The organism is Streptomyces sp. NPDC026589, assembly GCF_040638385.1.
Lineage (GTDB): Bacteria > Actinomycetota > Actinomycetes > Streptomycetales > Streptomycetaceae > Streptomyces.
The window spans coordinates 183,922-209,157 of record NZ_JBEZYG010000010.1 but is presented as its reverse complement, the minus strand read 5'-3'; the positions used below and the strand labels follow the sequence as shown (position 1 = coordinate 209,157).

The following is a 25,236-nucleotide window of genomic DNA, read 5'->3' as shown; positions in this document are numbered from 1 at the left end:
ATCGAGGGCTCCGGGGGATCGAACAGAACCCCGGTCGACGCAGGTCAGACACCCGTCACACGTTCCGAAACTCTCCCGTTCGGGTGATTTCCGCGCGGTCCGCCCGACGTCCGCCGACGGATCTCGCTAGCGTTGCGGCACATTCGTCTCTCCCTTCACTCCCGCCCCCGCGGAACTCACCCCCGCGCCGGGCAACCTCGGTACGTCCTGATCTGTCTTCCAGGGACAGAAGGTTCCTTTCGGGGCCACGGAGTCATAGCTGTCGTTGATACGAGGAGTCCACGCTGTCCAGGTCCAGCGAACCCCCCGCCGGCCTGCCGAAGCGATCCGCGCCCCCGGCCGGCCGTCCGGCCGTGCCCGCACAGCCGCGCCATCCACTCCCGGCCGACGGCCCGGAAGGCCCGGGAGGCCTGGGAGCACCGGGAAGCCCGGGAGCGCCGCCCGCGCCGCCCACCGTCGCACCGCCGGTTGATCATGCCCTCGGCCTGGCCCATTTCAACGACCTTCCCTTCGCCGCCGCCGAAGCGGCCTTCCTGGAGTGCTGCGGCAGTCTCCGCTGGGCCCACCGGATGGCCGCCCACCGCCCCTACCCGGATCTCGGCGCTCTACTGGCCGCGTCCGACGAGGCGGGCTACGACCTCGCGCCCCGGGACATCGCGGAGGCCCTGGCCTCGGAGCCGGCCCCCTGCCTGCACGACGACGCTCCCCGCGCCGCCCATCTGGCGCTGCGGGCCGCGCACGCGGCGTACGAGAGCCGGTTCGGCCACGCCTTCGTGATCTGCCTGGACGCCTGCCGGCCCTCCCAGCACGTCGACCAGGTGCTGGCCGGGATCCGGGTCCGGCTGGCGCACGACCCGGACGAGGAGCGGTCCGTGACCGCCGAGGAGCTGCGGCGACTCGCCCGGAGCCGGATCGTCGAACTGCTGGCGGCGGACCCGCGGCGCTAAGGGGTGCCGGAGGCCCGGCGGAAAAGGGTGTCGGAGGCCCGGCGGAAAGGGCTGCTCTAGACCGTACGTGCCTGTTTGATTGCCACTTTGATCACACGGGAGGCCCCGGCGCGAACGAACCGACAATGCGTCGCTACGATGGCCGGGGCCGGTGGACCGTACCCGGCCGGGTCAGACCGACAGTCAAGCCGGCCGACCCTCATCCCCGCTCCCGGAGGGTTCTTCCGTGCCGGCTGGAACGCTGTACCGCGGCCGGGAAGGCATGTGGTCCTGGGTGGCTCATCGAGTCACCGGTGTCCTCATTTTCTTCTTCCTGTTCGTACATGTCCTGGACACCGCTCTCGTCCGCGTCTCCCCCGAGGCCTACGACGAAGTCGTGGCCACGTACAAGACGCCGATCGTCGCGCTCCTCGAATACGGCCTCGTGGCCGCGATTCTCTTCCACGCGCTGAACGGTCTCCGGATCATCGCCGTGGACTTCTGGGCCAAGGGCCCGCGACTCCAGAAGCAGATGCTCTGGACCGTGATGGGCATCTGGATCGTGCTGATGATCGGGGCCCTGTACCCCGTCCTCGGTCACGCCGTACGCGACGTCTTCGGGAGCTGAGGCCCATGTCCAGCGAGACTTCTTCCGCAGCCGCGATCGGCGACGTCGAAGGCGTGAGCCTGTTCGACGTCGACCACCCTGCCCCGGTGATCGAGCCCCCGCGCAAGCGCACGGGCAAGACGCCCAAGGGATCGCGCACCAATTTCGAGATGTACGCCTGGCTCTTCATGCGCCTGTCGGGCATCCTCCTGACCGTCCTCGTCATCGGCCACCTGCTGATCCAGCTGGTGCTCGACGGCGGCGTCTCCAAGATCGGCTTCGCCTTCGTGGCGGGCCGCTGGGCCTCGCCGTTCTGGCAGGTCTGGGACCTGACGATGCTGTGGCTCGCCATGCTCCACGGCGGCAACGGCCTCCGTACGGTCATCAACGACTACGCCGAACGGGACAACACCCGCTTCTGGCTGAAGATGCTCCTGTACACCGCCACGGTGTTCACCGTCCTGCTGGGCACGCTGGTGATCTTCACCTTCGACCCGAACATCCGCTAGGCGCCGGGACAGAGGGACCAGAGGGAAACCATGCAGATCCACAAGTACGACACCGTCATCGTCGGCGCCGGCGGCGCCGGCATGCGCGCGGCCATCGAGTCGACCAAGCGCAGCCGTACCGCCGTGCTGACGAAGCTCTACCCCACCCGCTCCCACACGGGCGCGGCGCAGGGCGGCATGGCCGCCGCGCTCGCCAACGTGGAGGAGGACAACTGGGAGTGGCACACCTTCGACACGGTCAAGGGCGGCGACTACCTGGTCGACCAGGACGCCGCCGAGATCCTGGCGAAGGAGGCCATCGACGCCGTCCTCGACCTGGAGAAGATGGGCCTGCCGTTCAACCGGACGCCCGAGGGCCGCATCGACCAGCGCCGCTTCGGCGGTCACACCCGCAGCCACGGTGAGGCCCCGGTCCGCCGGTCCTGCTACGCCGCGGACCGCACGGGTCACATGATCCTCCAGACGCTGTACCAGAACTGCGTCAAGGAGGGCGTGGAGTTCTTCAACGAGTTCTACGTCCTGGACCAGCTGATCACCGAGGTCGACGGGGTCAAGAAGTCTTCCGGCGTCGTCGCCTACGAGCTGGCGACCGGTGAGATCCACGTCTTCCAGGCGAAGTCGGTCATCTACGCCTCCGGCGGCACCGGCAAGTTCTTCAAGGTGACGTCGAACGCCCACACCCTGACCGGTGACGGCCAGGCCGCCTGCTACCGGCGCGGCCTGCCGCTGGAGGACATGGAGTTCTTCCAGTTCCACCCGACGGGCATCTGGCGCATGGGCATCCTGCTGACGGAGGGCGCCCGCGGTGAGGGCGGCATCCTCCGCAACAAGGACGGCGAGCGCTTCATGGAGAAGTACGCGCCGGTCATGAAGGACCTCGCGTCCCGTGACGTCGTCTCGCGCTCCATCTACACGGAGATCCGGGAGGGCCGCGGCTGCGGTCCGGCCGGCGACCACGTGTACCTGGACCTGACGCACCTGCCGCCGGAGCAGCTGGACGCCAAGCTCCCGGACATCACCGAGTTCGCGCGGACGTACCTCGGCATCGAGCCCTACACGGACCCGATCCCGATCCAGCCGACCGCGCACTACGCCATGGGCGGCATCCCGACCAACGTCGAGGGCGAGGTGCTGGCCGACAACACCACCGTCGTCCCGGGCCTGTACGCCGCCGGCGAGGTCGCCTGTGTCTCGGTGCACGGCGCCAACCGCCTGGGCACCAACTCGCTGCTCGACATCAACGTCTTCGGCAAGCGCTCGGGCATCGCCGCCGCCGAGTACGCGGTGAAGACCGACTTCGTCGAGCTGCCCGAGAACCCCGCCCAGCTGGTCGCCGACCAGGTCGAGCGGCTGCGCAACTCCACCGGTACCGAGCGCGTCGCGACCCTGCGCCTGGAGCTCCAGGAGTGCATGGACGCCAATGTGATGGTGTTCCGCACCGAGCAGACGATCAAGACGGCGGTCGACAAGATCGCCGAGCTGCGCGAGCGGTACCTCAACGTGTCCATCCAGGACAAGGGCAAGCGGTTCAACACCGACCTGCTGGAGGCCATCGAGCTGGGCAACCTGCTCGACCTGGCCGAGGTCATGGCGGTCTCCGCGCTCGCCCGCAAGGAGTCGCGCGGCGGTCACTACCGCGAGGACTACCCGAACCGCGACGACGTCAACTTCATGCGCCACACCATGGCGTACCGCGAGGTGGCCGCCGACGGCGCCGAGTCGATCCGGCTCGACTACAAGCCGGTCGTGACGACCCGCTACCAGCCGATGGAGCGTAAGTACTGATGGCTACCCCGACCCTGGACAAGACCGACGGGACCGCGAAGCCCGAGGCCGGCTTCGCCGACTCCCCGTTCATCACCGCCACGTTCCGGATCCGCCGCTTCAACCCGGAGGTCTCCGACGAGGTCCAGTGGCAGGACTTCCAGATCGAGATCGACCCGAAGGAGCGTGTCCTCGACGCCCTTCACAAGATCAAGTGGGAGCTCGACGGGACTCTGACGTTCCGCCGTTCCTGCGCGCACGGTATCTGCGGCTCCGACGCGATGCGGATCAACGGCAAGAACAGGCTCGCCTGCAAGACGCTGATCAAGGACATCAACCCGGACAAGCCGATCACGGTCGAGGCCATCAAGGGCCTCACGGTCCTCAAGGACCTCGTGGTCGACATGGACCCGTTCTTCCAGGCGTTCCGCGACGTCATGCCCTTCCTCGTCACCAAGGGGAACGAGCCGACCCGCGAGCGGCTGCAGTCCGCCGAGGACCGCGAGCGGTTCGACGACACCACCAAGTGCATCCTGTGCGCCGCGTGCACGTCCTCGTGCCCGGTGTTCTGGAACGACGGCCAGTACTTCGGCCCGGCGGCGATCGTCGCCGCGCACCGCTTCATCTTCGACTCGCGCGACGAGGCCGGCGAGCAGCGGCTGGAGATCCTCAACGACCGTGACGGCGTGTGGCGTTGCCGCACCACGTTCAACTGCACGGACGCCTGCCCGCGTGGCATCGAGGTCACCAAGGCGATCCAGGAGGTGAAGCGCGCGCTCATCACGCGTCGCTTCTGACCCGCTCGTAGCACCTGTTACGTCGACAGGCCCCGTCCCCGCAGACTTGACCCTGCCGGGGGCGGGGCCTGTTGCTGCGCCGGGGGCCGCACGGGCGGTACGGTTCAGCGGAGCTGATGACCGAAAGAGAACGGGGATCGTCGTGAGCGAGCCGAATCCGTACGCGGACGACGCGTACAAGTGGGGCCCGCCCCAGCAGCAGCCGGGCCACCAGCCCACCGTCGCCGACGGCCAGGGGTACGGCCCTCCGGCGCCGGGGGCCCCGCCCGCGTACGGCTATCCGCAGCCGCTGCCGGAGTCCGCGACCCAGCCCGGCCCCGGTTACGGGTACCCCAACGCGGCGCAGCCGACGATGCCCGGCCAGTACCTCCCGGTGCCCCAGGGAGCGCCCGGCCAGGGCGGTGTCCCGATGCTGTCGATCGGCGACATCACCGTGATGAGCGACGCGATCGTCACCCCGTCCGGGACGATGCCGCTCAAGGGCGCGGTCTGGACGGCCACGGACATGTCGCGCACGGAGGAGAAGATCCCGACGCACGCGGTCGTACTGGCGATCGTCTTCGCGCTGTTCTGCCTGATCGGGCTGCTGTTCCTGCTCATGAAGGAGAAGCGGACCACCGGCTTCATCCAGGTCACGGTCACCAGCGGCGGCCGGCACCACGCGACGATGATCCCGGCCATGGGCCCGCACACCTTCCCCGCGGTGATGGGCCAGCTCAACCAGGCCCGCTCCATGAGCGCCTGACGCCCGGGGCGCTCTGACCCACCTCCCCCAGGACCCCTTCTTGAACATGTTCAAGAAGGGGTCTACAGTCATGCCCACAAGCATTTTTGAACGCGTTCAAGGGAGGGTGGGGCATGGACCTCACTGTTGTCGCGTACGTCATCTATCTGTTGATCACCGTGGCGCTCACCGTCTGGGTCGCGCGCACGCTCAGCCGCAACGGACGGATTTTCCTCGCCGATGTGCTGCACGGGAACGAGAAGCTCGCCGACGCCGTCAACCACCTGTTGGTGGTCGGCTTCTACCTGGTCAACCTCGGGTTCGTCACGCTCTACCTGAGATACGCCGACGGGGTGGCCAACGCCCGTGAGCTGTTCGAGGCCCTCTCGGTGAAGGTGGGCGTGGTGCTGCTGGTGCTCGGCGTCATGCACCTGGGCAATGTGTGGGTGCTCAGCCGCATCCGCCGCCGCAGCGCCCTGGAGCGGGAGCAGACCCCGCCCGTACCGCCGGGGGCCTGGACGCCGCCGGCCACCGAGGGACCGTGGGCCGCTCCCGCACCGGGGCGGTGAGCCCGGTGACCGAGGCCGCGCCCGCGGTGCCGGCGGGGCCCGCCTCGTACACCGCCGCCCGGACCGCGCCCGTACGCCGGCTCACCGTGCTCTACGACGCGCGGTGCCCGCTCTGCGTCCACCTGCGGCACTGGCTCCAGCGGCAGCGGCAGCTCGTCCCGCTGGACCTCGTACCGGCCGGATCGGCCGAGGCGCGGCGGCGGTTCCCGGAGCTGGACCACGCCGCGACCCTGGCGGAGATCACCGTCGTCGGCGACCTGGGACAGGTCTACCGGGAGACCTCCGCCTGGATCGTCTGCCTCTGGGCGCTGGCCGAGTACCGCTCCAGGGCCCACTGGCTGACCACGCCGGCGGGGCGGCCCTTCGCCCGGGGCACCGTCCTGGCCGCCGCCCGCTACCGCTCCCTGGCCCTCCCGCCCTGCGCCCCCGGGGTCCGTGAGTGCGCCGCCCCGCCCGGAGGACCGTGGGGTCCCCGATAACCTTGGGCCCGTGGAGAAGGAAGAGAAGAACGTGCAGGAGACCAAACCGGCCAAGGCCGCGAAGAGCGAGCAGACCCGCACGCTGATTCTCGAAACGGCGCTCCGGCTCTTCGCGGAGCGCGGCTACGACCGGACGACCATGCGGGCCATCGCCCAGGAGGCGGGCGTCTCGGTCGGGAACGCCTATTACTACTTCTCCTCCAAGGAGCACCTGGTCCAGGGCTTCTACGACCGGATCGCCGGCGAACACGCGGCGGCGGTCCGGCCCGTACTGGAGGGCGACCGGGATCTGACCGTACGCATCAGGGGCGTACTGCTCGGCTGGCTGGACGTGGCGGAGCCGTACCACCGCTTCGCCGCCCAGTTCTTCAAGAACGCCGCCGATCCGGACAGCCCGCTCTCCCCGTTCTCCGAGGACTCGGTGGCCGCCCGCGACGCGGCGATCTCCATCCACGAGCGCTGCATCGCCGGAGCGGACGTCAAGAGCGACCCGGAACTGGCGCCACTGCTGCCGCAGTTGATGTGGCTGATGCAGATGGGGCTGGTGCTGTTCTGGGTGTACGACCGCAGCGAGAACGCCGAGCGCAGCCGCCGGCTGGTCGAGCGCACCGCGCCGATCGCCGCCCGGGCGATCTCGCTCTCCCGGTTCCGGGTGCTGCGACCGCTGGTACGGCAGATCCACGGTCTGCTGGTGGAGTTCCTGCCGGGCACGGAGACGGCCGGGCCCCAGGAGCGAGACGCCCCCGGGGCCCGGCCGGCCGGCTGACCCGTGCGGATCAGATCCAGCTGAGTTCCCACAGGCGCCAGGTGCCGGTGCCGTCGGAGAGGTACTGGGAGCCGGCGACCTCGGAGTTGGCGACGACGTAGTCCTTCTTCTGCCACAGCGGCAGCAGGGGGACGTCCTCGCCGACCAGCGACTGCATCTCCTTGAAGTCGCCCGAGGTCCGGCCGCGGTCGCTGAACTGCTGCGTGGCGGCGATCAGCTGGTCCATCTTCTTGCTGGAGTAGCCGCTGTGCAGGACGTTCCCGGTGCCGACGAGCGGCTGGCTGAAGGTGTCGGGGTCCGGGAAGTCGGGGAACCAGCCGACGGTGTACATCTCGTACTTTCCGGCCGCGTACCCCTTCTGGTACTTCGTCCACTCCACGGCCTCGACCGTGACGTCGAACAGCCCGTCCTTCTCCATCTGACGGCGCAGCTCGGCGGTCTCCTTGGTGTACATGTCGCCCTCGCGGTAGGCGAAGTGGACGGGGACCGGCGTCTCCACTCCGGCCTCCTCCAGCAGTTGCGCCGCGCGCTTGGGGTCGGAGGAGGGGTAGGCGTCGAAGAAGGGGGTGCTGTGGCCGATGTAGCCGGTGGGGATCAGCGAGTACAGCGGGTCGACCGTGCCCTGGTAGACCTTCCGGACCAGGGGGCCCCGGTCGAGGAGCGTGGCGACGGCCTGGCGGACCTTCTTGTCCGCGAACGGCGATCCCTCGCGCTGGTTGAAGATGACGCTGCGGATCTCGGCGCTGGCGGCCTCGGTGACCCGCACGTCCGGGTCGTTCACGTTCAGTTCGGCGAGCGTCTCGGACGGCAGTTGACGGTGGGCGATGTCCACATCGCCGCTGTCCCAGGACGTCTGCAGTTCCTCGGAGGTCTTGAAGTAGCGGATGTTCACCGCCTCGCCGGTCTTCTTGAGCGCGCCCCGGTACTTCAGGTTCGGCACCAGCTCGGCGCTCTTCCCCGGCTCGTACGACTTCAGGACGTACGGTCCGGAGCCGTCGACCTGGTTGTCCTTGCGGAGCTTGTCCTTCGGGTACGTGGTCGGGTCGACGATCGCGGCGGCGCCGGTGGCGATCTTCTGCGGGAAGGTCGCGTCCTTGACGGACAGGTTGAACGTGATCGTGCGACCCTCGGTCGTCACCGTGTCGAGCGTGGGGAGGAGACCCGCGGGACCGACGTCCGACTTGATCGTGAAGATCCGGTCGAAGGAGTGCTTGACGTCCTCGGCGGTGATCTTGCGGCCGTTGGAGAAGGTCAGGTCGTCGCGGAGCTTGCACTGGTACGTCTGGAGCTTCTGCCCGACGAATCCGCAGCTCTCGGCGGCGTCCGGTTCCGGCGTGACGGCACCGGGCTTGAAGGTCATCAGCGACTGGTAGATGTTGCTGTAGATCGCCCAGGAACCCGCGTCGTACGCACCGGCCGGGTCGAGGGAGGTGACGACGTCCGACGTCCCGACGGTGATCGCGTCGGTCTTCGCCTCCCCCGACGGGAGCAGTTGCCAGGCACCGACGCCCGCTATCACCAATACCGCGAGAATCGCGAGAATCCGTACCCGGACCGACCGCATTGCCGTGCTCTCCCTTACCAGCCCCACCTCGGCGGTCGCGTTTGTGACGCGCACATCGCCGCATGTTCGCGCTTACCCAATCACACGATTTTCACATCTGGAAGAGTAAATGGGGCGCTCACAGCCTTTTATTGGACACGCGCCCGAACCTCTGTCCGAAAAGGCTGTTTCGCGCTTCCTACCTGCGGGTTTCCGTAGCTGACGGTGACTCTGCGGTGTGGATTTCATGACGAGGCAGCCGGGGCTCCCGGAACGTCGCACCCGCAACGGAGGCGGACGCGTCCTACGCCTACGCCTGACGGGAGGCCAGCTCCACGACGGTGATGTCGGAGGGGGCGCCCACCCGGACCGGCGGGCCCCAGGCGCCCGCACCGCGCGAGACGAAGAGCTGGGTGTCGCCGTAGCGTTCGAGCCCGGCGACGGTGGGGTTGGCCAGCTCGGCGAGGAGGTTGCCGGGCCAGAGTTGTCCGCCGTGGGTGTGGCCGGAGAGCTGGAGGTCGACGCCGTGCTCGACGGCGTCGTGGATGACGACGGGCTGGTGGGCGAGGAGGACGGCGGCCCGGCCGCGGTCCCGGTCGCCCAGTGCGCGGCCGAAGTCGGGCCCCTGCCCCTCGGTCTCGCCCGCGATGTCGTTGACGCCGGCGAGGTCGAAGCCCTCGATCTCGACCCGGGCGTTCTCCAGCGGGATCAGGCCCAGTTCGCGGACGTGGTCGACCCACTGCTCGGCGCCGGAGAAGTACTCGTGGTTGCCGGTGACGAAGAAGCTGCCGTGCCGGGCGCGCAGGGCGGCCAGCGGTTCGGCGGCGGAGCCCAGGTCCGCGACGGACCCGTCGACGAGGTCGCCGACGACGGCGACGAGGTCGGGCGAGGTCGCGTTGATCGTGTCGACGATCCGGCGGGTGTGGGCGCGGCCGAGGATCGGCCCGATGTGGATATCGCTGACCACGGCGATCCGGAAGCCGTGGGCGGAGCGGGGCAGTTTGGCCAGCGGGACGGTGATCCGCCGGACGCTGGGCCCGCGCAGCACGCCGTACGTGCCGTACCCGACGGTGGCGAGTCCGGCGGCGGCCGCCGCGCCGCCGACCACCCGGGAGACGAAGAGCCGCCGGGAGGGGCTGGGAGCGGGGACGGTGGGGGTGGCGGAGGTGGCGTCCCGGGCTTCCGCGGCGGGTTCCGCTTCCGGTTCCGCCACGGGCTCCGGGGCCGTACGCGCGACGGCTTCCGATCCGTTGGGGGCACCACCCGACCGGGACGGCACCAGCGCTTCGGCACGAGGGCGGGTCTCGCCCGCGACGTCGACGAGGGCGCCGGAAGCCGTTCCGCTTTCCGCCGCGCCCGTCCTCGCGTCGCGCCGGGCGAGAACCCGCAGGAGAAGGGGGCGTACCGCCTCACCCACGAACAGCGCCAGCGTCAGGTAGAGCAGACAGGCCAGCCAGAGGAACCCCGGCCAGGCCAGCACCTGCTGGAGCCAGAAGGGGGCTCCCACCCGGCCGGACGTCATGGCGCCGACGGTCAGCAGGGGCAGGACGAAGGCCGCGACGGTGCCCGCCCGGCGCAGCGGGCTGCCCGGCGCCGTCGTGTCACCGACGAAGCGGCGCCACAGATACCGGTGCACGGCGCCGAGCAGCGCCAGCACGACGAGCCCCACCAGAGCGAAGACCACTGCTGCCATCCGAGCTTCCCCATGTTCCCGTCGTCATGCGCGGTCGTCCGTCATGCGCGGTCGTCGCGCAAAGCCCTCACTCCGCGCAACCCGATCACGCCGACCGCCGTCCCCAGAGACAAGGACGTGATGGCGAGCAGCAGGTGCACCCAGAAGTACCCGGTCGGTTCGCCCGCGTCGTCGAAGGCGAGCCCGCTGCCGTCCTGCCACAGGTTCTTGACGAAAGTGATCCAGATGAACCAGCTCCACACCCCGAACGCGAGCAGGAACCAGGACACGCGGCGGCTGAGCTTCATGGGTCCAGTATCGCCGCCGCCTCCCGGCCCCCTCCCCCGGGGTGGCGTCCGAACGGGGCCGTCCCGGCGTTCCCTGCGGCGGGTCAGCCGGTCCGGGTCCGCATCCACACCTTCGCCCTGTACGTTTCCGACCGTGCCTGCTCTGAAAAAGATCGCCCTCACGGTCACCTCCGCCGCCTTGTTGTCCGGTTTCGTCCTGAGTCCCGCCGTGGCGGCCGACAAGGACAAGAGCGACGGCAAACAGCCCAAGCCGCCGAGCACGATGTCCAGCCTCGGCGGGGAGCAGCTCGCCAAGGCCGGCACCCAGGTCAATCTGGGCCCGGGGGCGCCGGTGCTGCCCAAGAAGCTGACCGGCCGGTCCTGGATCGTCGCGGACGCGGAGAACGGCGACGTCCTGGCGGCGCACAACTCGCACTGGCGGCTGCCGCCCGCCTCCACGATGAAGATGCTCTTCGCGGACACCGTCCTGCCCGCGCTCCAGCCCACCTCCCTGACCCACAAGGTGACGGAAGGCGAGCTGTCCGGGGTCGGCGAGGGCAGCAGCCTGGTCGGGATCAAGGAGGACCACACCTACACGGTCCACGACCTGTGGCTCGGGGTATTCCTGCGGTCGGGCAACGACGCGGTGCACGTCCTGTCGGAGATGTACGGCGGTATCCCGCAGACGGTGACCGCGATGCAGAAGCACGCCGAGGAGCTCCAGGCCCTGGACACCCGGGTGATCTCGCCGGACGGGTACGACGCGCCGGGCCAGGTCTCCAGCGCCTACGACCTGACCCTGATCGCCCGCAGCGGACTCCAGAAGAAGGACTTCCGTGAGTACGCGGCGACCGCGTCGGCCGACTTCCCCGGCGAGGAGAAGAAGGGGAAGAAGCGTGACTCCTTCGAGATCCAGAACACCAACCGGCTGATCACCGGGGACCTCGGCGTGGACCCGTACCAGGGCATCGCGGGCGTCAAGAACGGCTACACCACCCAAGCGGGCAACACCTTCACCGGCGTCGCCGAGCGCAACGGCAAGGTCCTGCTGGTCACGGTCATGAACCCGTCGGCGGAGGAGAGCCACGCCGTCTACAAGGAGGCCGCCCACCTGCTCGACTGGGGCTTCGCCGCGAGCGGCAAGGTGACCCCGGTCGGCGAGCTGGTACCGCCGAAGTCCGTGGACACCGGCACCGCGACCGGTGGCAAGGGCGCGGCACCCGCCGCCGGAGCCGACCAGGGCTCGGGGGGCCAGGCGGAGGCCGCGCACGCGTCGGCGGCCTCGGACGGTTCCAGCGGGGTCGGGATCGCCCTGGCGATCATCGGCGGTCTGCTGGTGTTCCTGGCCGGCGGGGTGTTCCTCGTCAACCGTCGCTGGCCGCTGGCCGGCCTGGCCCGCCGCACCCCGCAGGCGGCCGACCCGGCGGAACCCGTCGAGCCGACCGAGCCTGTCGCGCCGACTGCCTCGGCCGCCCCGACCGACAAGTCCTAGACGACCTCAAGTCCTGGACGGCCGACGCTTCCCAAGGCGTGTCCGGCGGATCTCGACCGGGTCCGCCGGACACGCCCTAGACGCGGGTGGAGCCGCCGGGTCCCGTGGCGGCTCCACCCGGTCCCTGCCCGTCCGCCCCGGGCCCGTCCGCGCCGGGGCCGTCGGCGCCGGGGGCCTGTTCGGTCTCCACGCGGACCTCCTCGTCCTTGCTGCCGGTCGCCGTCCAGGCGGCGCAGAACAGCAGCAGCTTCGCGGTGAAGTTGATCCACAGGAGCAGCGCGATCGGCACGCCGAACGCCCCGTACATGCTCTTGCCCGCGACCTCCCGCATATAGCTGCCGAGCAGCAGCTTGAGCAGTTCGAAGCCGACCGCCCCGAGCAGGGCCGCGACCACCAGCCGCCGCCGGGGCGGCTCCACCCCGGGCAGCAGCGTCAGCAGGTAGAGCAGCAGCAGGAAGTCGGCGACGACCGCGACCGCCAGGGCGGCCACCCGCAGCAGGACGCCGCCGGCCCCGTCCTCGGGGATGCCGATGAGGTCGGCGGTCCAGCCGACCGCTGTCGAGCCGATGGTGGAGACCGCCAGGGTGGCGAGCGCCGCGCCGCCGAGGCCGACCAGCAGCACGGCGTCCTTCACCTTGGCGACGACGGGGTTGGCCTCCTGGACGTCGTCCAGCTCCCAGACCGCGCGCAGGCACTCCCGCATGGAGCCGACCCAGCCGACACCGGTGAACAGCAGCAGCGCGCCGGCCACCAGGCCGACCGTGCCCGCGTTGGCGATCAGCCCGTCGATGCCCAGCTGGTCGGAGATGCCCGGCACCTGGTCGGCGATCTTGTCCTTGACGGTGTCGACCTGCTGGTCGCTCAGCAGGGCGGCGGCGACGGCCGCGCCGACCGCGATCAGCGGGAAGAGCGCCAGGAAGCTGATGAAGGTGATCGCCGCCGCGAGCCTGGCCCAGTGGACCCGGTCCAGCCGCTCGTAGGAACGCCACACGTGCGTTTCCATCAGCCGGGCGACCAGGGGCCCGATCACCGGGAGTTTCTTCAGCCAGTCCATGACGTCACGCGTACCCTCCTGGGCCCGGAACATCGGCGGCCCGCCCCCGGACTCTCCCGGACCCGTCCGGCGGAACTCCGCCACGCTCCGCCGACACTCACTCCGTCACCCGTTCCGGTGAGCGAATTCACCAATGCCGCGAAGGGGATTTCCCGGACGATACGGTCACCCTCATGTCCGTCGACACGGTGTCCTTGACCGGCTGGGGCCGCACCGCCCCGACGACCGCCGTGCGGTTTCGCCCCCGCACCCACGAGGAGGCCGCCGCCGTCGTCCGGGGGCGCGGGCCCCGGGGTGTCATCGCGCGCGGGCTGGGACGGTCGCCCGGGGACGCGGCGCAGAACGCGGGTGGCTCGGTGCTCGACCTCACGGGCCTGGCCAGGGTCGGCGGTGTCGACGCCGCCGTCGGCGTGGTGCGCTGCGACGCGGGGGTGAGCCTGGAGCGGCTGCTGCGGGTGCTGCTGCCGCTCGGCTGGCTCCCTCCGGTCGTGCCGGGGACCGGCAGGGTGACGGTCGGCGGGGCGATCGGCTCCGATCTCTCCGGCCTCGACCACCGCCGCTCGGGCTCGTTCGCCCGGCACGTGAGCGCCCTGGAGCTGCTCACCGCCGACGGCGAGGTGCGTACGGTGCTGCCGGGCACCGCCCTCTTCGACGCGACCGCCGGGGGCCTGGGGCTGACCGGGGTGATCCTGGGCGCCACCCTGCGCCTGCGGCGCGTGACGACCGGGCTGATGTCCGTCTCCACCGAGCGCGCCGGGGACCTGGACGATCTGCTGGCCCGCTTCACCGCGGGCGGCGACCGGCTGCCGTACGCCTCCGCCTGGATCGACCTGATGGCCCGGGGCCGGGCGACCGGACGCGGGATCCTCACCCGGGGGGAGCACGCGACCTCTGATATGCGCCTGGCGCACGCGGGGCGCACTCCACTCCCCTCGCGTTTCGGAGGGCCCCGGGGACGGTTCCGGCTCCCCGGCTTCCCGCCGGTGCCCGGCGGGCTGCTGGGCCCGGCCTCGGCCGCCCTGTACAACGAGGTCCGCTACCGGGGCGCACCCCGCGCGCGGACCGGTGAGCTCCGGCCGGTTTCCGCCTTCTTCCACGGCGCGGACGCCTTCCCGGACGCGAACCTGCTGTACGGCCGGGGCGGCCTGGTGCGCTACCGGTTCGCCGTCGGGTACGGCCGGGAGGAGACCCTGCACCGGGTCGTGCGGCGGATCGCGGCGCGCCGGACCCCCGCCGTGCGGGCCGTGCTCCAGCGGATCGGGGCGGCGGACCCGGGCCTGCTGTCGTTCGCCGCGCCCGGCTGGTCCCTGGCCCTGGATCTGCCCGCGGCCCTGCCCGGCCTGGCCCGCTTCCTCGACGACATCGACGAGGAGGTGGCCGCCGCCGGGGGCCGGGTCTGCCTGGCCGAGGACTCCCGGATGCGGCCGGAGACGGCGGCCGCGATGTACCCGGGTCTCGCGGACCTCCGGGAGCTGCGGGCACGGCTGGACCCGACGGAGGCGTTCCGCTCCGACCTGTCGCGCCGGCTCGGGCTGTAGGCCCCAGCGCTGCCCGCGTTTCTCCCCCACCCCCTCTGATCAGGAGTTTTCCGTGAAGGATGCCTTCGGCGCCCCGCAGTCCCTGCTCGTCCTCGGCGGCACCTCCGAGATCGCCCTGGCCACCGCGCGCCGGCTGGTCGCCCTGCGCACCCGCCGGGTCTGGCTGGCCGGGCGCCCCTCCCCGGCCCTGGAGTCGGCCGCCGTCGAGCTGCGCGGCCGGGGGGCGGACGTGCGGACCGTCGACTTCGACGCGCTGGACTCCGCCTCCCACGAGGTCGTCCTCGGCAAGGTCTTCGCGGAGGGCGACATCGACGTGGTGCTGATGGCGTTCGGGGTCCTCGGCGACCAGGCGCGGGACGAGGAGGAGCCGATGGCCGCGGTCCGGGTCGCCCAGACCAACTACACGGGGGCGGTCTCCGCCGGGCTGGTGTGCGCCGGCGCACTGCAGGCGCAGGGGCACGGTTCGCTGGTGGTCCTGTCGTCGGTGGCCGGGGAGCGCGCCCGGCGCGCGGACTTCATCTACGGCTCCAGCAAGGCGGGCCTCGACGCGTTCGCGCAGGGCCTCGGCGACGCGCTCCAGGGGACCGGGGTGCAGGTGATGGTCGTCCGCCCCGGCTTCGTCCGGACCCGGGCCACGGCGGGACGGCCGGAGCAGCCGTTCGCGACCGGCCCGGAGGAGGTCGCGGAGGCGATCGTCACGGGGCTGCGGCGGCGCTCGGAGAGCGTGTGGGTGCCCGGTTCGCTCCGGGTGGTGATGGCGGCGCTGCGGCACGTCCCGCGCCCGCTGTTCCGCCGGCTCCCGGTCTAGGGGATACGTCCACCGTCGGTCCGGGGACCGCGGCCCCGGGCGCTCAGGTCCGCAGCGACGAGGCCGACGGCGCGTCGATCGTGTAGCCGCCCTGGGCCGGGACGGCGGGCGTGCCGCCGCCCGCTCCGAACGGGAAGTCCCGGAGCTTGCGCCAGACGGCGTCCGGGCCCTGCTCGTACAGCGCGAAGGATCCGCAGGTCCAGGCGGCCTCGTACTCCGCGAGCTCCTCGTAGGCCCGGTCCATGGCCTCCTCGGCGATGCCGTGGGCCACGGTGACGTGCGGGTGGTAAGGGAACTGGAGCTCGCGCACCAGCGGGCCCGAGGCGTCCCGGACCCGCTTCTGGAGCCAGGCGCAGGCCGAGGCGCCCTCGACGACCTGGACGAAGACGACCGGCGACAGCGGGCGGAAGGTGCCGGTGCCGGACAGCCGCATCGGGAACGGCCGGCCGGCCGTGGCGATCCGGTCGAGGTGTTCCTCGATCGCCGGGAGGTCGGCCGACTGCGCCTCGGTCGGCGGCATGAGGGTGACGTGCGTGGGAATGCCGAAGGCGGCAGGGTCCCCGAAGCTCGCGCGGCGGTCCTGGAGCAGGCTGCCGTAGGGCTCCGGGACCGCGATCGAAACGCCGAGCGTTACGGTCCCCACGTCGTTCTCCTCCACCGTCGATGGTCGATTTTCGGTCATGCCGCGTGGGCCGGGTTTCCGGCCCACGCGTTCCGTCGCCGCAAGTGTGACCCCTGCGGCCATGATCTCGCCAGGGTCCTTGGACTCAGTGCTTCGCGGGCAGGAAGCCCATCCGGTCGTACGTCTGTGCCAGGGTCTCCGCGGCGACGGCCCTGGCCTTCTCCGCTCCCTTGGCCAGGATGGCATCCAGCGTCTCCGGGTCGTCCAGGTACTGCTGGGTGCGGGTCCGGAAAGGAGTGACGAATTCCACCATGGCCTCGGCCAGATCGGTCTTCAGCGCACCGTAGCCCTTGCCCTCGTAACTCCGCTCCAGATCCTCGACGGGGCTGCCGGAGAGGGTGGAGAGGATCGTGAGCAGGTTGCTGACGCCCGGCTTCTTCTCGGCGTCGAAGCGGATCACCGTGTCGGTGTCGGTGACCGCGCTCTTCACCTTCTTCGCCGTGACCTTCGGGTCGTCGAGCAGGTTGATGAGGCCCTTCGGCGTGGAGGCCGACTTGCTCATCTTCACCGCCGGGTCCTGGAGGTCGAAGATCTTCGCCGTCTCCTTGAGGATGTACGGCGCGGGGACGGTGAACGTCTGCCCGTACCGGCCGTTGAACCGCTCGGCGAGGTCCCGGGTCAACTCGATGTGCTGGCGCTGGTCCTCGCCCACCGGGACCTGGTTCGCCTGGTAGAGCAGGATGTCCGCGACCTGGAGCACCGGGTAGGTGAAGAGGCCGACGGTGGCCCGGTCGGTCCCCTGCTTGGCGGACTTGTCCTTGAACTGCGTCATCCGGGAGGCCTCGCCGAAGCCGGTGAGGCAGTTCATCACCCAGCCGAGCTGGGCGTGCTCGGGCACATGGCTCTGGACGAAGAGCGTGCAGCGCTCGGGGTCCACACCGGCCGCCAGCAGCTGCGCCACGGCGAGCCGGGTGTTGGCCCGCAGCTCGGCGGGGTCCTGCGGGATCGTGATCGCGTGCAGGTCCACGACCATGTAGAAGGCGTCGTGGCTCTCCTGCAGCGCCACCCACTGGCGCACCGCGCCCAGGTAGTTGCCGAGGTGGAACGAGCCCGCGGTGGGCTGGATCCCGGAGAGCACGCGCGGACGGGCGGCCGCACCGGTGCGGCCCGTCTGCGGCTGGTCGGTGGGGAGGTCAGAGGCCATGGCTCCATTGTCTCAGGTACGGGGGCGATCTCCGGCAGCCGGTGCGGGGCGGAGAGGGCGCGTACCCGCGGGAGCTCGGAGCACGGGAGCGCACGTCCGGGAAGAACCGCACATTTCGGCTGCCCGGCGTGCGACGGCGGGCGCGCCGGGCAATGGAGGTTTCCCGGCGCGGGTTCCGACCGACGATACAAAGTGGGCACCACCCCCGCCCACGCCGCACGACGAACGGAGATCCCGTGTCGATCACGGAAACTGCCATCGCCTCCGCCGAGGCGCACAGCGCGCACAACTACCACCCGTTGCCGGTCGTCGTGGCCTCGGCGGAGGGCGCCTGGATGACGGATGTCGAGGGCCGCCGGTACCTCGATCTGCTCGCCGGATACTCGGCACTCAATTTCGGCCATGGCAACCGTCGGCTCATCGACGCGGCCAAGGCCCAGCTGGACCGGGTGACGCTGACGTCCCGGGCCTTCCACCACGACCGGTTCGCCGACTTCTGTACGGAGTTGGCGGCGCTGTGCGGCATGGAGACGGTGCTGCCGATGAACACCGGCGCGGAGGCCGTGGAGACCGCGGTGAAGACCGCCCGCAAGTGGGGCTACCGGGTCAAGGGCGTGCCGGACGGCATGGCGAAGATCATCGTGGCCTCGGACAACTTCCACGGCCGCACGACCACGATCGTCAGCTTCTCCACCGACCCGGAGGCACGGGCCGACTTCGGCCCGTACACCCCCGGCTTCGAGATCGTCCCGTACGGGGACCTCACCGCGATGCGGGAGGCGATGACCGAGAACACCGTGGCGGTGCTGATCGAGCCGATCCAGGGCGAGGCCGGGGTGCTGGTGCCGCCGGCCGGCTATCTCCCCGGCGTACGGGAGCTGACCCGTGAGCGGAACGTGCTGTTCATCGCGGACGAGATCCAGTCGGGGCTGGGGCGTACCGGGAAGACGTTCGCGCTGGAGCACGAGGGCGTGGTGCCGGACGTGTACCTGCTGGGGAAGGCGCTCGGCGGCGGGGTGGTCCCGGTGTCGGCGGTCGTCTCATCGGCGGACGTCCTCGGCGTGTTCCGGCCCGGCGAGCACGGCTCCACGTTCGGCGGGAACCCGCTGGCCTGCGCGGTGGCGCTGGAGGTGATCGCGATGCTGCGGACCGGCGAGTACCAGCAGCGGGCGGCAGAGCTGGGCGACCATCTGCACCGGGAGCTGGGCCTGTTGACGGGCGGCGGCGCGGTGCGGGCGGTGCGCGGCCGGGGTCTGTGGGCGGGCGTCGACATCGCTCCGGCGCTGGGCACCGGCCGGGAGATCTCGGAGAAGCTGATGAAGCTGGGGGTGCTGGTGAAGGACACCCACGGCTCCACGATCCGGATCGCCCCGCCGCTGGTGATCAGCAAGGAGGACCTGGACTGGGGCCTGGACCGGCTGCGGGCGGTACTGAGCGCCTGAGGGAACCGGGGGCCGGGCAGCGGACCCGCACGGCCCCTGCCCGGCCTCCGGCTCTCAGAGAATGACGTGGGGCAGGAAGCGGGCGTACTCGTCCGTGACCGGCCCCGCCGACTCCCGGATGCCGAGCCCCGCCGCCTCGTCCTCGACGACCCAGGCGCCGAGCACCACCCGGTTGCCGTCGAAGTCGGGCAGCGGGGCTGCCTCCTGGTAGCAGCACGGCTCGTCGCGCGTCACGGGCGACGAGCCGGGGCCGTACAGCTCGACGCCGGCGCCCTCGCGGCCGAGCAGCGGCTTGGACACGTATCCGGCCCCGCCGGGACCGGCCAGCTCGCGCGGGCCGTCGAGGTAGGCGGGCAGCAGGTTGGGGTGGCCGGGGTACAGCTCCCAGAGGACCGCGAGCAGCGCCTTGTTGGAGAGGAGCATCTTCCAGGCGGGCTCGATCCAGCAGGTGGTGCCGGAGCCGCCGCCGTTGTCGAGGGTGTCCAGCACCTGGGGGCCGAAGCGGTCGGTGGCCAGCCACTCCCAGGGGTAGAGCTTGAAGCAGCTGCGGATGAACCGCAGCCGTTCGTCGACGAACCGGCCCGACAGCCGGTCCCAGCCGATCTCCTCGACGGACAGCGCCTCGGTGTCGAGCCCGGCCTGCTGGGCGGTCTCGCGCAGATACGCGACCGTCATCAGGTCCTCGCCCAGCTCGTCGCCGTCGGAGTGGACGAAGTGCAGCGGCCCGGGCGGCAGCAGGGGCGCCTGCCGCTTCCAGGTGTCGACCAGCCGCTCGTGCAGGGAGTTCCACTGGTCGGCCCCGGGGAACCGGTCCTCCATCCAGAACCACTGCGCGCTCGCGGCCTCCACCAGCGAGGTCGGGGTGTCGGCGTTGTACTCCAGCATCCTCGGCGGGCCGTTCCCGTCGTAGCGCAGGTCGAACCGCCCGTATACGGAAGGCAGTTCGGCGCGGCGGCGCCAGGACTCGGCGACCAGCGCGGCGAGGCGGGGGTCGGTGATGCCGAGGTCGTCGAAGCGGCCCTGCTCGACGATGTGCGCGGCGGCGGCCAGGCACATCGTGTGCAGTTCCTCGACGGTCTCCTCCAGCGCCTCGACCTCGGGCAGCGAGAAGACGTAGTAGGCGCTCTCGTCCCAGTACGGGCGCAGCGAACCGTCCGGGTAGCGGGTGAGCGGGTAGACGACGCCCTGCGCCTCGACGGTCTCCTGCCAGCCGGGGCGCGGCTCGATCGTGCGGCGTTCCACGGCGGTCAGCCGCCGCCGGAGCCGGAGCAGCCGAAGCCGCCGCGGTCGACGGCCGACTTGTCGAAGCTGCCGCCCTGCACCTTGCCGCTGTCGCTCTTGCCGCCGTAGTAGTACGAACCGTTGCCGCCGCTGCGGCACTCGGAGCTCGGCAGGGTCCGCTGCGTCGTGCGGTCGGCGCAGCGCTTGTCCGGCTCCGAGCCGCAGGACGTGATCGTCAGGGCGAGCAGCCCCATACCGCCGAGCACGACCGTGCTCGACCTCAGCCTTCGTGTGGACATGTTCGGTTCTCCCCCGTGGTACGCGATCGGATCCGGCTTCCTTTTTCCGCCACCGGACCTCTTGTCAGATTAGTGGGAGGGGGGTGCTGTTCGGAACCTGGCCCTCACGGGAGCACCCGGCACAGGGCGTCGAGGGCGCCCGCCCAGGCGCTCTCCGACGGCGAGCCGTAGCCGATCACCAGGGCGTCGCGGGCGGCCGGGGCGTCCGGATGCCGGTAGCGGGCGAGACCGTCCAGTGCCAGACCCTGGAACGCCGCCGCCTGGATCACCGAACGCTCGGCGCCCGGCGGGAGTTCGAGGACCGCGTGCAGCCCGGCCGCGATCCCGCTGACCTCGATGCCCGGGGCGCGCTCGGCGAGCGCCGCGACGAGCTGGTCGCGGCGGCGGCGGTAGCGCAGCCGCATGGCGCGCACATGCCGGTCGTACGCCCCCGAGGCGATGAACTCCGCGAGCGTCAGCTGGTCGGGCGAGCCGGACATCCAGCCGGACACGCCCTTCTCCGCCGCCACCTCCCCGACCAGGTCCCGGGGCAGCACCATCCAGCCGAGGCGCAGCCCCGGGGCCAGCGACTTGCTGGCGGTGCCGAGATGGACGACCCGCTCCGGGTCGAGGCCCTGGAGCGCCCCCACCGGCTGCCGGTCGTACCGGAACTCCCCGTCGTAGTCGTCCTCCAGGATCAGCCCGCCGGTGGACCGGGCCCAGTCGACGGCGGCGGCGCGCCGGTCCGGGTGCAGCGGTACGCCGGTGGGGAACTGGTGCGCCGGGGTCAGCAGGACCGCGCCCGCGCCGCGCAGCGCGGCCGGCTCGCCGGTCCGGGACCCGTGCTCGTCCAGGGGCAGGCACGGGGTGCGCAGCCCGGAGTCGGTGAGGAGGTCTCTGTGGACGTCGAGCCCGTACGACTCGACGGCGACGTCCCGGACCCCGCGCCGCCGGAGCACCCGGCCCAGCAGGGTCAGCCCGTGCGCGAAGCCGGAGCAGATCACGATGCGCTCCGGGTCGGCGTGGACCCCGCGCGCCCGCGCCAGGTACTCGGCCAGCACGGTGCGCAGTTCGACGCGGCCGTGCGGATCGCCGTAGCCGAAGGCCTCGTCGGGCGCGGCGGTGAGCGCCTTGCGGGCGGCCTTGAGCCAGGCGGTGCGCGGAAAGGCGGAGAGATCCGGCGAGCCGGGCTTCAGGTTGTACCCGGCCCCGGGCCGCGCCGTCCGGGGCCGGGCCGCCACATGGTCGGCCCGGCGCGGCGCGGACCGCTGGGCGACCCGGGTCCCCGAGCCCTGGCGGGCGGTGAGCCAGCCCTCGGCGACCAGTTCGGCGTAGGCGTCGGCGACCGTGTTGCGGGCGACGCCCAGGTCGGCGGCGAGCACCCGGGAGGACGGCAGCCGGGTGCCGGGGGCCAGGCGGCCGGAGCGCACCGCCTCCCGCAGCGCCTCCATCAGCCCGCTGCGGAGCCCCTGGCCGACCGGTTCCAGATGCAGGTCCGCGCCGAAAGTGGCCCAGGAATCCGTCATGCCAATGGACCATACCGGGGTGCCATCGGGGCCGTAGCGTCGTCCTCATGACCTCGACGCACGAGCACCACCACGCCCCGGCCGGCCTCTCCCCCGAGGAGCCGCCCCGGATCTCCGTCTCCCAGCTCCTCCCGGACGTCTACAAGGCGATGGTCCGGCTCGACATCGCCGCCCGCAAAGGCCTGGACCCCGTCCTGGTCGAGCTGGTGAAGATCCGGGCCTCACAGCTCAACCACTGCGCGTTCTGCCTGGACATGCATAGCAAGGACGCGCTCGCGGCGGGCGAGTCGGTCGAGCGGATCGTCCAGCTCAGCGCCTGGGAGGAGTCGCGGCACTTCTACACCCCGAAGGAGCTGGCGGCGCTGGCCCTGACCGAGGCGGTCACCGTCCTGACCGACGGCTTCGTCCCGGAAGAGGTGTACGAGGAGGCCGCCAAGCACTTCGAGGAGACCGAGCTGGCCCAGCTGATCGCCTCGATCAGCGTGATCAACGTCTGGAACCGTTTCGGCGTCACCGGCCGTCTGGGGCCCGGCCACTACACGCCCGGCGACCACAGCGGCTGACCGAGGGCTCCGCGGAGAGCATGCGTGAGCGCCCCCGGCAGCTGCTGCCGGGGGCGCTCGACGTGCCTCGGGTGCGGGTCTCAGATGAGGCCGAGTTCGCGGACCGCGTCGCGCTCCTCGGTGAGCTCCTTGACCGACGCGTCGATGCGCGCACGGGAGAACTCGTTGATGTCCAGACCCTGGACGATCTCGTACTTTCCGTCCTTCGTGGTGACCGGGAAGGAGGAGATGATGCCCTCGGGGACGCCGTAGGAGCCGTCCGACGGGATGCCCATCGAGGTCCAGTCGCCGGCGGCGGTGCCGTTGACCCAGGTGTGCACGTGGTCGATGGCGGCGTTGGCGGCCGAGGCGGCCGAGGACGCGCCACGCGCCTCGATGATCGCGGCGCCGCGCTTGGCGACGGTCGGGATGAAGGTGTCGGCCAGCCACGCCTCGTCGTTGACGGTCTCGGCGGCGTTCTTGCCGGCGATCTCCGCGTGGAAGATGTCCGGGTACTGGGTGGCCGAGTGGTTGCCCCAGATCGTCAGCTTCTTGATGTCGGAGACGGCGGCGCCGGTCTTGGCGGCCAGCTGCGAGATCGCGCGGTTGTGGTCCAGACGGGTCATCGCGGTGAAGCGCTCCGCCGGTACGTCCGGGGCGGCGGCCTGCGCGATGAGCGCGTTGGTGTTGGCCGGGTTGCCGACGACGAGGACCTTGATGTCGTCCGCGGCGTTGTCGTTGATGGCCTTGCCCTGCGGCTTGAAGATGCCGCCGTTGGCGGCGAGCAGGTCACCGCGCTCCATGCCCTTGGTGCGCGGGCGGGCGCCGACGAGCAGGGCGACGTTCGCACCGGCGAAGCCGACGTTCGGGTCGTCGGTGATCTCGATGCCGCGCAGCAGCGGGAAGGCGCAGTCGTCGAGCTCCATCGCGGTGCCCTCGGCGGCCTTGAGGCCCTGGGGGATCTCCAGGAGGCGCAGGTTGACCGGCACGTCCGGGCCGAGCAGGTGGCCGGAGGCGATGCGGAAGAGCAGCGCGTAGCCGATCTGGCCGGCTGCGCCGGTCACGGTGACATTCACGGGAGTGCGGGTCATGGCGGTCTCCGGTTTAGACAGCTGGCGGTGGGGGTCCCGGCCCCTGGTGCCGGACCCTGGTGCTGGACGCCCTCCCCGCCCCGACGAATCTTGACGTGAAGAGATATCCAGCGGTCAGGCTATCGGACCCGGCCCGGCCCGGCCGCCCGCCCCCCTGTGGCACCGCACACAACCGGTCACGCACCGCACCGATGGGCCCGGCCACGGGTCTCCTGGCTTCCGCCGCCCCGGGCCCGCCGTCACTCGCCCGGGTCGGTGCACCCCTTCGTGCCGGAGGTGAGCGTCGCGCAGGCCTTCGCGTCGGCCGCCTTCTTCACCGCGACCATCGGGGTGTACGCGTCGGTGTCCCCCATGACCTCGCTGTTCTGCGCTCCCCCGCCGGCGGTGATCCGCACGGTGTCGCCGATGGCCGCCTCGGAGAGCCGCGCCCAGGAGGCGGAGCAGACCTCGCTGTAGCGGACCTCGATCTTGCTGCCGCCGACCACGGCGCCGGCGACCGTACGGGCGAACTCGCCGCCGCAGCCCATCGCCTCGGGGTCCTTCCCGGCGCACTCCGCGCCGGTGCACTCGACGCCCACGGGCAGCTCCGGGGCAGCCTTCGTGGGAGCCACCGACGGGGTGGGGGTGGCCTTGGCCGCGTCGTCGCCCGGTGCGAGCAGCACCGCGCCGACCACGACGATCAGGGCGCCGACGGCCCCGACGGCGAGCATGGGGCCCTTCCCGCGGCCGCCGGGGGCTTTGCCGCGGCCGCCGGGGGCTTTGCCCGGTCGGGTGCCACGTATGTCCCGGCCGGAGCCGGAGCCGCGGCCGGTGCTCCCCGCCGCGTTCCGCTCACGATGCTGCCTGCCCTGGTTCGGCCGCTGCCCGCCCTGGTTCGGCCCGCCGTCGTACGGTCGGTCCTGGTGGTGGGCGGGGTGCGGTGCGGTGCCGCGCTGGGCGGGGACGAGGAGTTGGCGCGTGTCGTCGTCGCCGGGCTCGTGAGCCGCGCCGCCGTGCGGGTCCTTGCCGTAGGCGTCGCGGGGCGGGGCGTCCGTGCCGGCCGGGGCCGCGGCCGCCTGGCCCGCGGCGGCGGGAACCCGCGCGCCGGCGCCGGACGCGCTGTGCCGGCCGCCGCCGGCGGAGGACCGGCCGGACCGGCCGGCCGCCGGAGCGTCCGGAGCCGTCGTGCCGAGCTCGCCGAGCGCGGCACGGGCCTGCGTGATCCGGATGGCCTCCATCGTCATGTCGTGGCGCATCTCGGCCCGGCTCCAGGCCCGCTCCGCCAGCTCCCACATGGTCGTGAGGTGGTGCTGCGGGGTGCCCGTCACCTCGGCGAGGGCCACGACGGCACCGCGCGGGGCGAGCAGCCGCCCGTTGAGATACCGCTCCCAGGACGTCTTGCTGTAACCCGTGCGGTCGGCCACGGCGTTGATGTTCAGCCCGCTGCGGTCGACGAGCCTGCGCAGCTGGCTGGCGAACTCCCTGATCTGCGGGTCGAGCTCTTCGGGCAGTGCCTTCCAACGAGGCATCGCGTTTCCCCCCTCTTGTCCCCCGGACGTCATTGCTGTGCCCCGCTACGGCCGGTCCCCCGGTCCGCGCATCCCCGGTCCGTCCGCTGCCGTCCGGTCCGGACCGTCAGCTGGACTACCCACGAGGATGCGCGGAGCCAGGGTGTCAGTTCCTGACGAGGAGGCGCACGGAAGCGTTCGGGACGGATGCGTGTGTTCTCACGCGCCCCGAGTCCGCGTCGGCCACTGCTCCGCCTGCTCCGTGCCGCTCTGTGCGCCGTGCCAGTC

The 25,236-nt window shown here is 71.5% G+C and carries 25 protein-coding genes; 14 read left to right on the top strand and 11 right to left on the bottom strand.

The window, feature by feature from the left end; all coding sequences use genetic code 11:
* The first annotated feature begins 353 nt into the window (after window positions 1–353).
* From AB0F29_RS19415 to AB0F29_RS19375, 9 genes are all read left to right on the top strand, one after another.
* Window positions 354–947, top strand: coding sequence for a 2-oxo-4-hydroxy-4-carboxy-5-ureidoimidazoline decarboxylase (locus AB0F29_RS19415; RefSeq protein WP_361873557.1), 594 nt, complete (start codon window positions 354–356; stop codon window positions 945–947).
* Window positions 948–1,173: 226 nt separating this feature from the next.
* Window positions 1,174–1,554 (top strand): succinate dehydrogenase, cytochrome b556 subunit, encoded by a 381-nt coding sequence (gene sdhC / locus AB0F29_RS19410; RefSeq protein WP_361873555.1) that lies wholly within the window; start codon window positions 1,174–1,176, stop codon window positions 1,552–1,554.
* 5 nt (window positions 1,555–1,559) lie between these two features.
* Window positions 1,560–2,042: a succinate dehydrogenase hydrophobic membrane anchor subunit gene (locus tag AB0F29_RS19405; RefSeq protein WP_361873553.1), complete on the top strand. Its 483-nt coding sequence runs from the start codon at window positions 1,560–1,562 to the stop codon at window positions 2,040–2,042.
* 30 nt (window positions 2,043–2,072) lie between these two features.
* Window positions 2,073–3,827: a succinate dehydrogenase flavoprotein subunit gene (sdhA, locus tag AB0F29_RS19400; protein WP_361873551.1), complete on the top strand. Its 1,755-nt coding sequence runs from the start codon at window positions 2,073–2,075 to the stop codon at window positions 3,825–3,827.
* The gene (locus AB0F29_RS19395; RefSeq protein ID WP_215110459.1) at window positions 3,827–4,603 is read left to right on the top strand and encodes a succinate dehydrogenase iron-sulfur subunit; all 777 of its coding nucleotides are present in this window, start codon (window positions 3,827–3,829) and stop codon (window positions 4,601–4,603) included. The genes sdhA and AB0F29_RS19395 overlap by 1 nt, the downstream gene beginning before the upstream one ends.
* 142 nt (window positions 4,604–4,745) lie before the next feature.
* Window positions 4,746–5,348: a hypothetical protein gene (locus AB0F29_RS19390; protein ID WP_361873548.1), complete on the top strand. Its 603-nt coding sequence runs from the start codon at window positions 4,746–4,748 to the stop codon at window positions 5,346–5,348.
* A 113-nt stretch (window positions 5,349–5,461) separates the two neighbouring features.
* Entirely contained in the window at window positions 5,462–5,896 is a 435-nt protein-coding gene (locus AB0F29_RS19385) for a hypothetical protein (protein WP_361873547.1), read from the top strand.
* Entirely contained in the window at window positions 5,869–6,375 is a 507-nt protein-coding gene (locus tag AB0F29_RS19380) for a DCC1-like thiol-disulfide oxidoreductase family protein (protein WP_361873545.1), read from the top strand. The genes AB0F29_RS19385 and AB0F29_RS19380 overlap by 28 nt, the downstream gene beginning before the upstream one ends.
* Window positions 6,376–6,385: 10 nt before the next feature.
* Window positions 6,386–7,141 carry a TetR family transcriptional regulator gene (locus tag AB0F29_RS19375; protein ID WP_361873543.1) on the top strand — a complete coding sequence of 252 codons (756 nt, stop codon included), beginning with the start codon at window positions 6,386–6,388 and terminating at the stop codon, window positions 7,139–7,141.
* A 10-nt stretch (window positions 7,142–7,151) separates the two neighbouring features.
* Here the strand turns inward: AB0F29_RS19375 and AB0F29_RS19370 are convergent, their stop codons facing one another.
* The 3 genes from AB0F29_RS19370 to AB0F29_RS19360 all read right to left on the bottom strand — a co-directional run bounded on the left by AB0F29_RS19370 (window position 7,152) and on the right by AB0F29_RS19360 (window position 10,664).
* Window positions 7,152–8,705, bottom strand: a complete 1,554-nt coding sequence (locus AB0F29_RS19370; RefSeq protein ID WP_361873541.1) for an ABC transporter substrate-binding protein — start codon at window positions 8,703–8,705, stop codon at window positions 7,152–7,154.
* Window positions 8,706–8,994: 289 nt separating this feature from the next.
* A complete protein-coding gene (locus tag AB0F29_RS19365; protein WP_361873687.1) occupies window positions 8,995–10,368 on the bottom strand; it encodes a metallophosphoesterase in 1,374 nt (457 codons plus the stop codon).
* Between the two features lie 50 nt (window positions 10,369–10,418).
* Window positions 10,419–10,664 (bottom strand): SCO4848 family membrane protein, encoded by a 246-nt coding sequence (locus AB0F29_RS19360; RefSeq protein ID WP_228922465.1) that lies wholly within the window; start codon window positions 10,662–10,664, stop codon window positions 10,419–10,421.
* Window positions 10,665–10,797: 133 nt separating this feature from the next.
* Here AB0F29_RS19360 and AB0F29_RS19355 point away from each other — a divergent pair, with 133 nt between their 5' ends.
* Window positions 10,798–12,135: a D-alanyl-D-alanine carboxypeptidase gene (locus AB0F29_RS19355; RefSeq protein WP_361873539.1), complete on the top strand. Its 1,338-nt coding sequence runs from the start codon at window positions 10,798–10,800 to the stop codon at window positions 12,133–12,135.
* Between the two features lie 76 nt (window positions 12,136–12,211).
* On the opposite strand, the gene AB0F29_RS19350 is transcribed toward AB0F29_RS19355, so the two are convergent.
* Complete coding sequence (locus AB0F29_RS19350) at window positions 12,212–13,189, bottom strand: YihY/virulence factor BrkB family protein (RefSeq protein WP_361873537.1); 978 nt, start codon at window positions 13,187–13,189, stop codon at window positions 12,212–12,214.
* Between the two features lie 173 nt (window positions 13,190–13,362).
* On the opposite strand from AB0F29_RS19350, the gene AB0F29_RS19345 reads away from it, so the two are divergent.
* A complete protein-coding gene (locus AB0F29_RS19345) occupies window positions 13,363–14,727 on the top strand; it encodes an FAD-binding oxidoreductase (RefSeq protein WP_361873535.1) in 1,365 nt (454 codons plus the stop codon).
* Between the two features lie 52 nt (window positions 14,728–14,779).
* Window positions 14,780–15,535, top strand: coding sequence for a decaprenylphospho-beta-D-erythro-pentofuranosid-2-ulose 2-reductase (locus AB0F29_RS19340; protein ID WP_361873533.1), 756 nt, complete (start codon window positions 14,780–14,782; stop codon window positions 15,533–15,535).
* Between the two features lie 43 nt (window positions 15,536–15,578).
* Here AB0F29_RS19340 and AB0F29_RS19335 read toward each other — a convergent pair whose 3' ends face one another.
* Entirely contained in the window at window positions 15,579–16,178 is a 600-nt protein-coding gene (locus tag AB0F29_RS19335; RefSeq protein WP_361873531.1) for a 2'-5' RNA ligase family protein, read from the bottom strand.
* A 124-nt stretch (window positions 16,179–16,302) separates the two neighbouring features.
* Window positions 16,303–17,361, bottom strand: a complete 1,059-nt coding sequence (gene trpS, locus AB0F29_RS19330) for a tryptophan--tRNA ligase (protein ID WP_361873529.1) — start codon at window positions 17,359–17,361, stop codon at window positions 16,303–16,305.
* 236 nt (window positions 17,362–17,597) lie between these two features.
* Between trpS and rocD the strand changes: the two genes are divergently transcribed.
* Window positions 17,598–18,803, top strand: coding sequence for an ornithine--oxo-acid transaminase (gene rocD / locus AB0F29_RS19325; RefSeq protein ID WP_361873527.1), 1,206 nt, complete (start codon window positions 17,598–17,600; stop codon window positions 18,801–18,803).
* A gap of 54 nt (window positions 18,804–18,857) precedes the next feature.
* On the opposite strand, the gene AB0F29_RS19320 is transcribed toward rocD, so the two are convergent.
* From AB0F29_RS19320 to AB0F29_RS19310, 3 genes are all read right to left on the bottom strand, one after another.
* Window positions 18,858–20,045 carry a glutathionylspermidine synthase family protein gene (locus AB0F29_RS19320; protein ID WP_361873525.1) on the bottom strand — a complete coding sequence of 396 codons (1,188 nt, stop codon included), beginning with the start codon at window positions 20,043–20,045 and terminating at the stop codon, window positions 18,858–18,860.
* Between the two features lie 5 nt (window positions 20,046–20,050).
* Window positions 20,051–20,323: a hypothetical protein gene (locus AB0F29_RS19315; protein ID WP_026290180.1), complete on the bottom strand. Its 273-nt coding sequence runs from the start codon at window positions 20,321–20,323 to the stop codon at window positions 20,051–20,053.
* A gap of 104 nt (window positions 20,324–20,427) precedes the next feature.
* Entirely contained in the window at window positions 20,428–21,828 is a 1,401-nt protein-coding gene (locus AB0F29_RS19310; RefSeq protein WP_361873522.1) for a PLP-dependent aminotransferase family protein, read from the bottom strand.
* Between the two features lie 47 nt (window positions 21,829–21,875).
* On the opposite strand from AB0F29_RS19310, the gene AB0F29_RS19305 reads away from it, so the two are divergent.
* On the top strand, window positions 21,876–22,391 hold the full coding sequence (locus AB0F29_RS19305; RefSeq protein ID WP_361873520.1) for a carboxymuconolactone decarboxylase family protein: 516 nt from the start codon (window positions 21,876–21,878) through the stop codon (window positions 22,389–22,391).
* A gap of 80 nt (window positions 22,392–22,471) precedes the next feature.
* Here the strand turns inward: AB0F29_RS19305 and AB0F29_RS19300 are convergent, their stop codons facing one another.
* Both AB0F29_RS19300 and AB0F29_RS19295 read right to left on the bottom strand, forming a co-directional pair.
* A complete protein-coding gene (locus tag AB0F29_RS19300) occupies window positions 22,472–23,461 on the bottom strand; it encodes a malate dehydrogenase (protein WP_361873518.1) in 990 nt (329 codons plus the stop codon).
* 239 nt (window positions 23,462–23,700) lie between these two features.
* The gene (locus AB0F29_RS19295; RefSeq protein ID WP_361873516.1) at window positions 23,701–24,969 is read right to left on the bottom strand and encodes a DUF2690 domain-containing protein; all 1,269 of its coding nucleotides are present in this window, start codon (window positions 24,967–24,969) and stop codon (window positions 23,701–23,703) included.
* Between the last annotated feature and the right edge of the window lie 267 nt (window positions 24,970–25,236).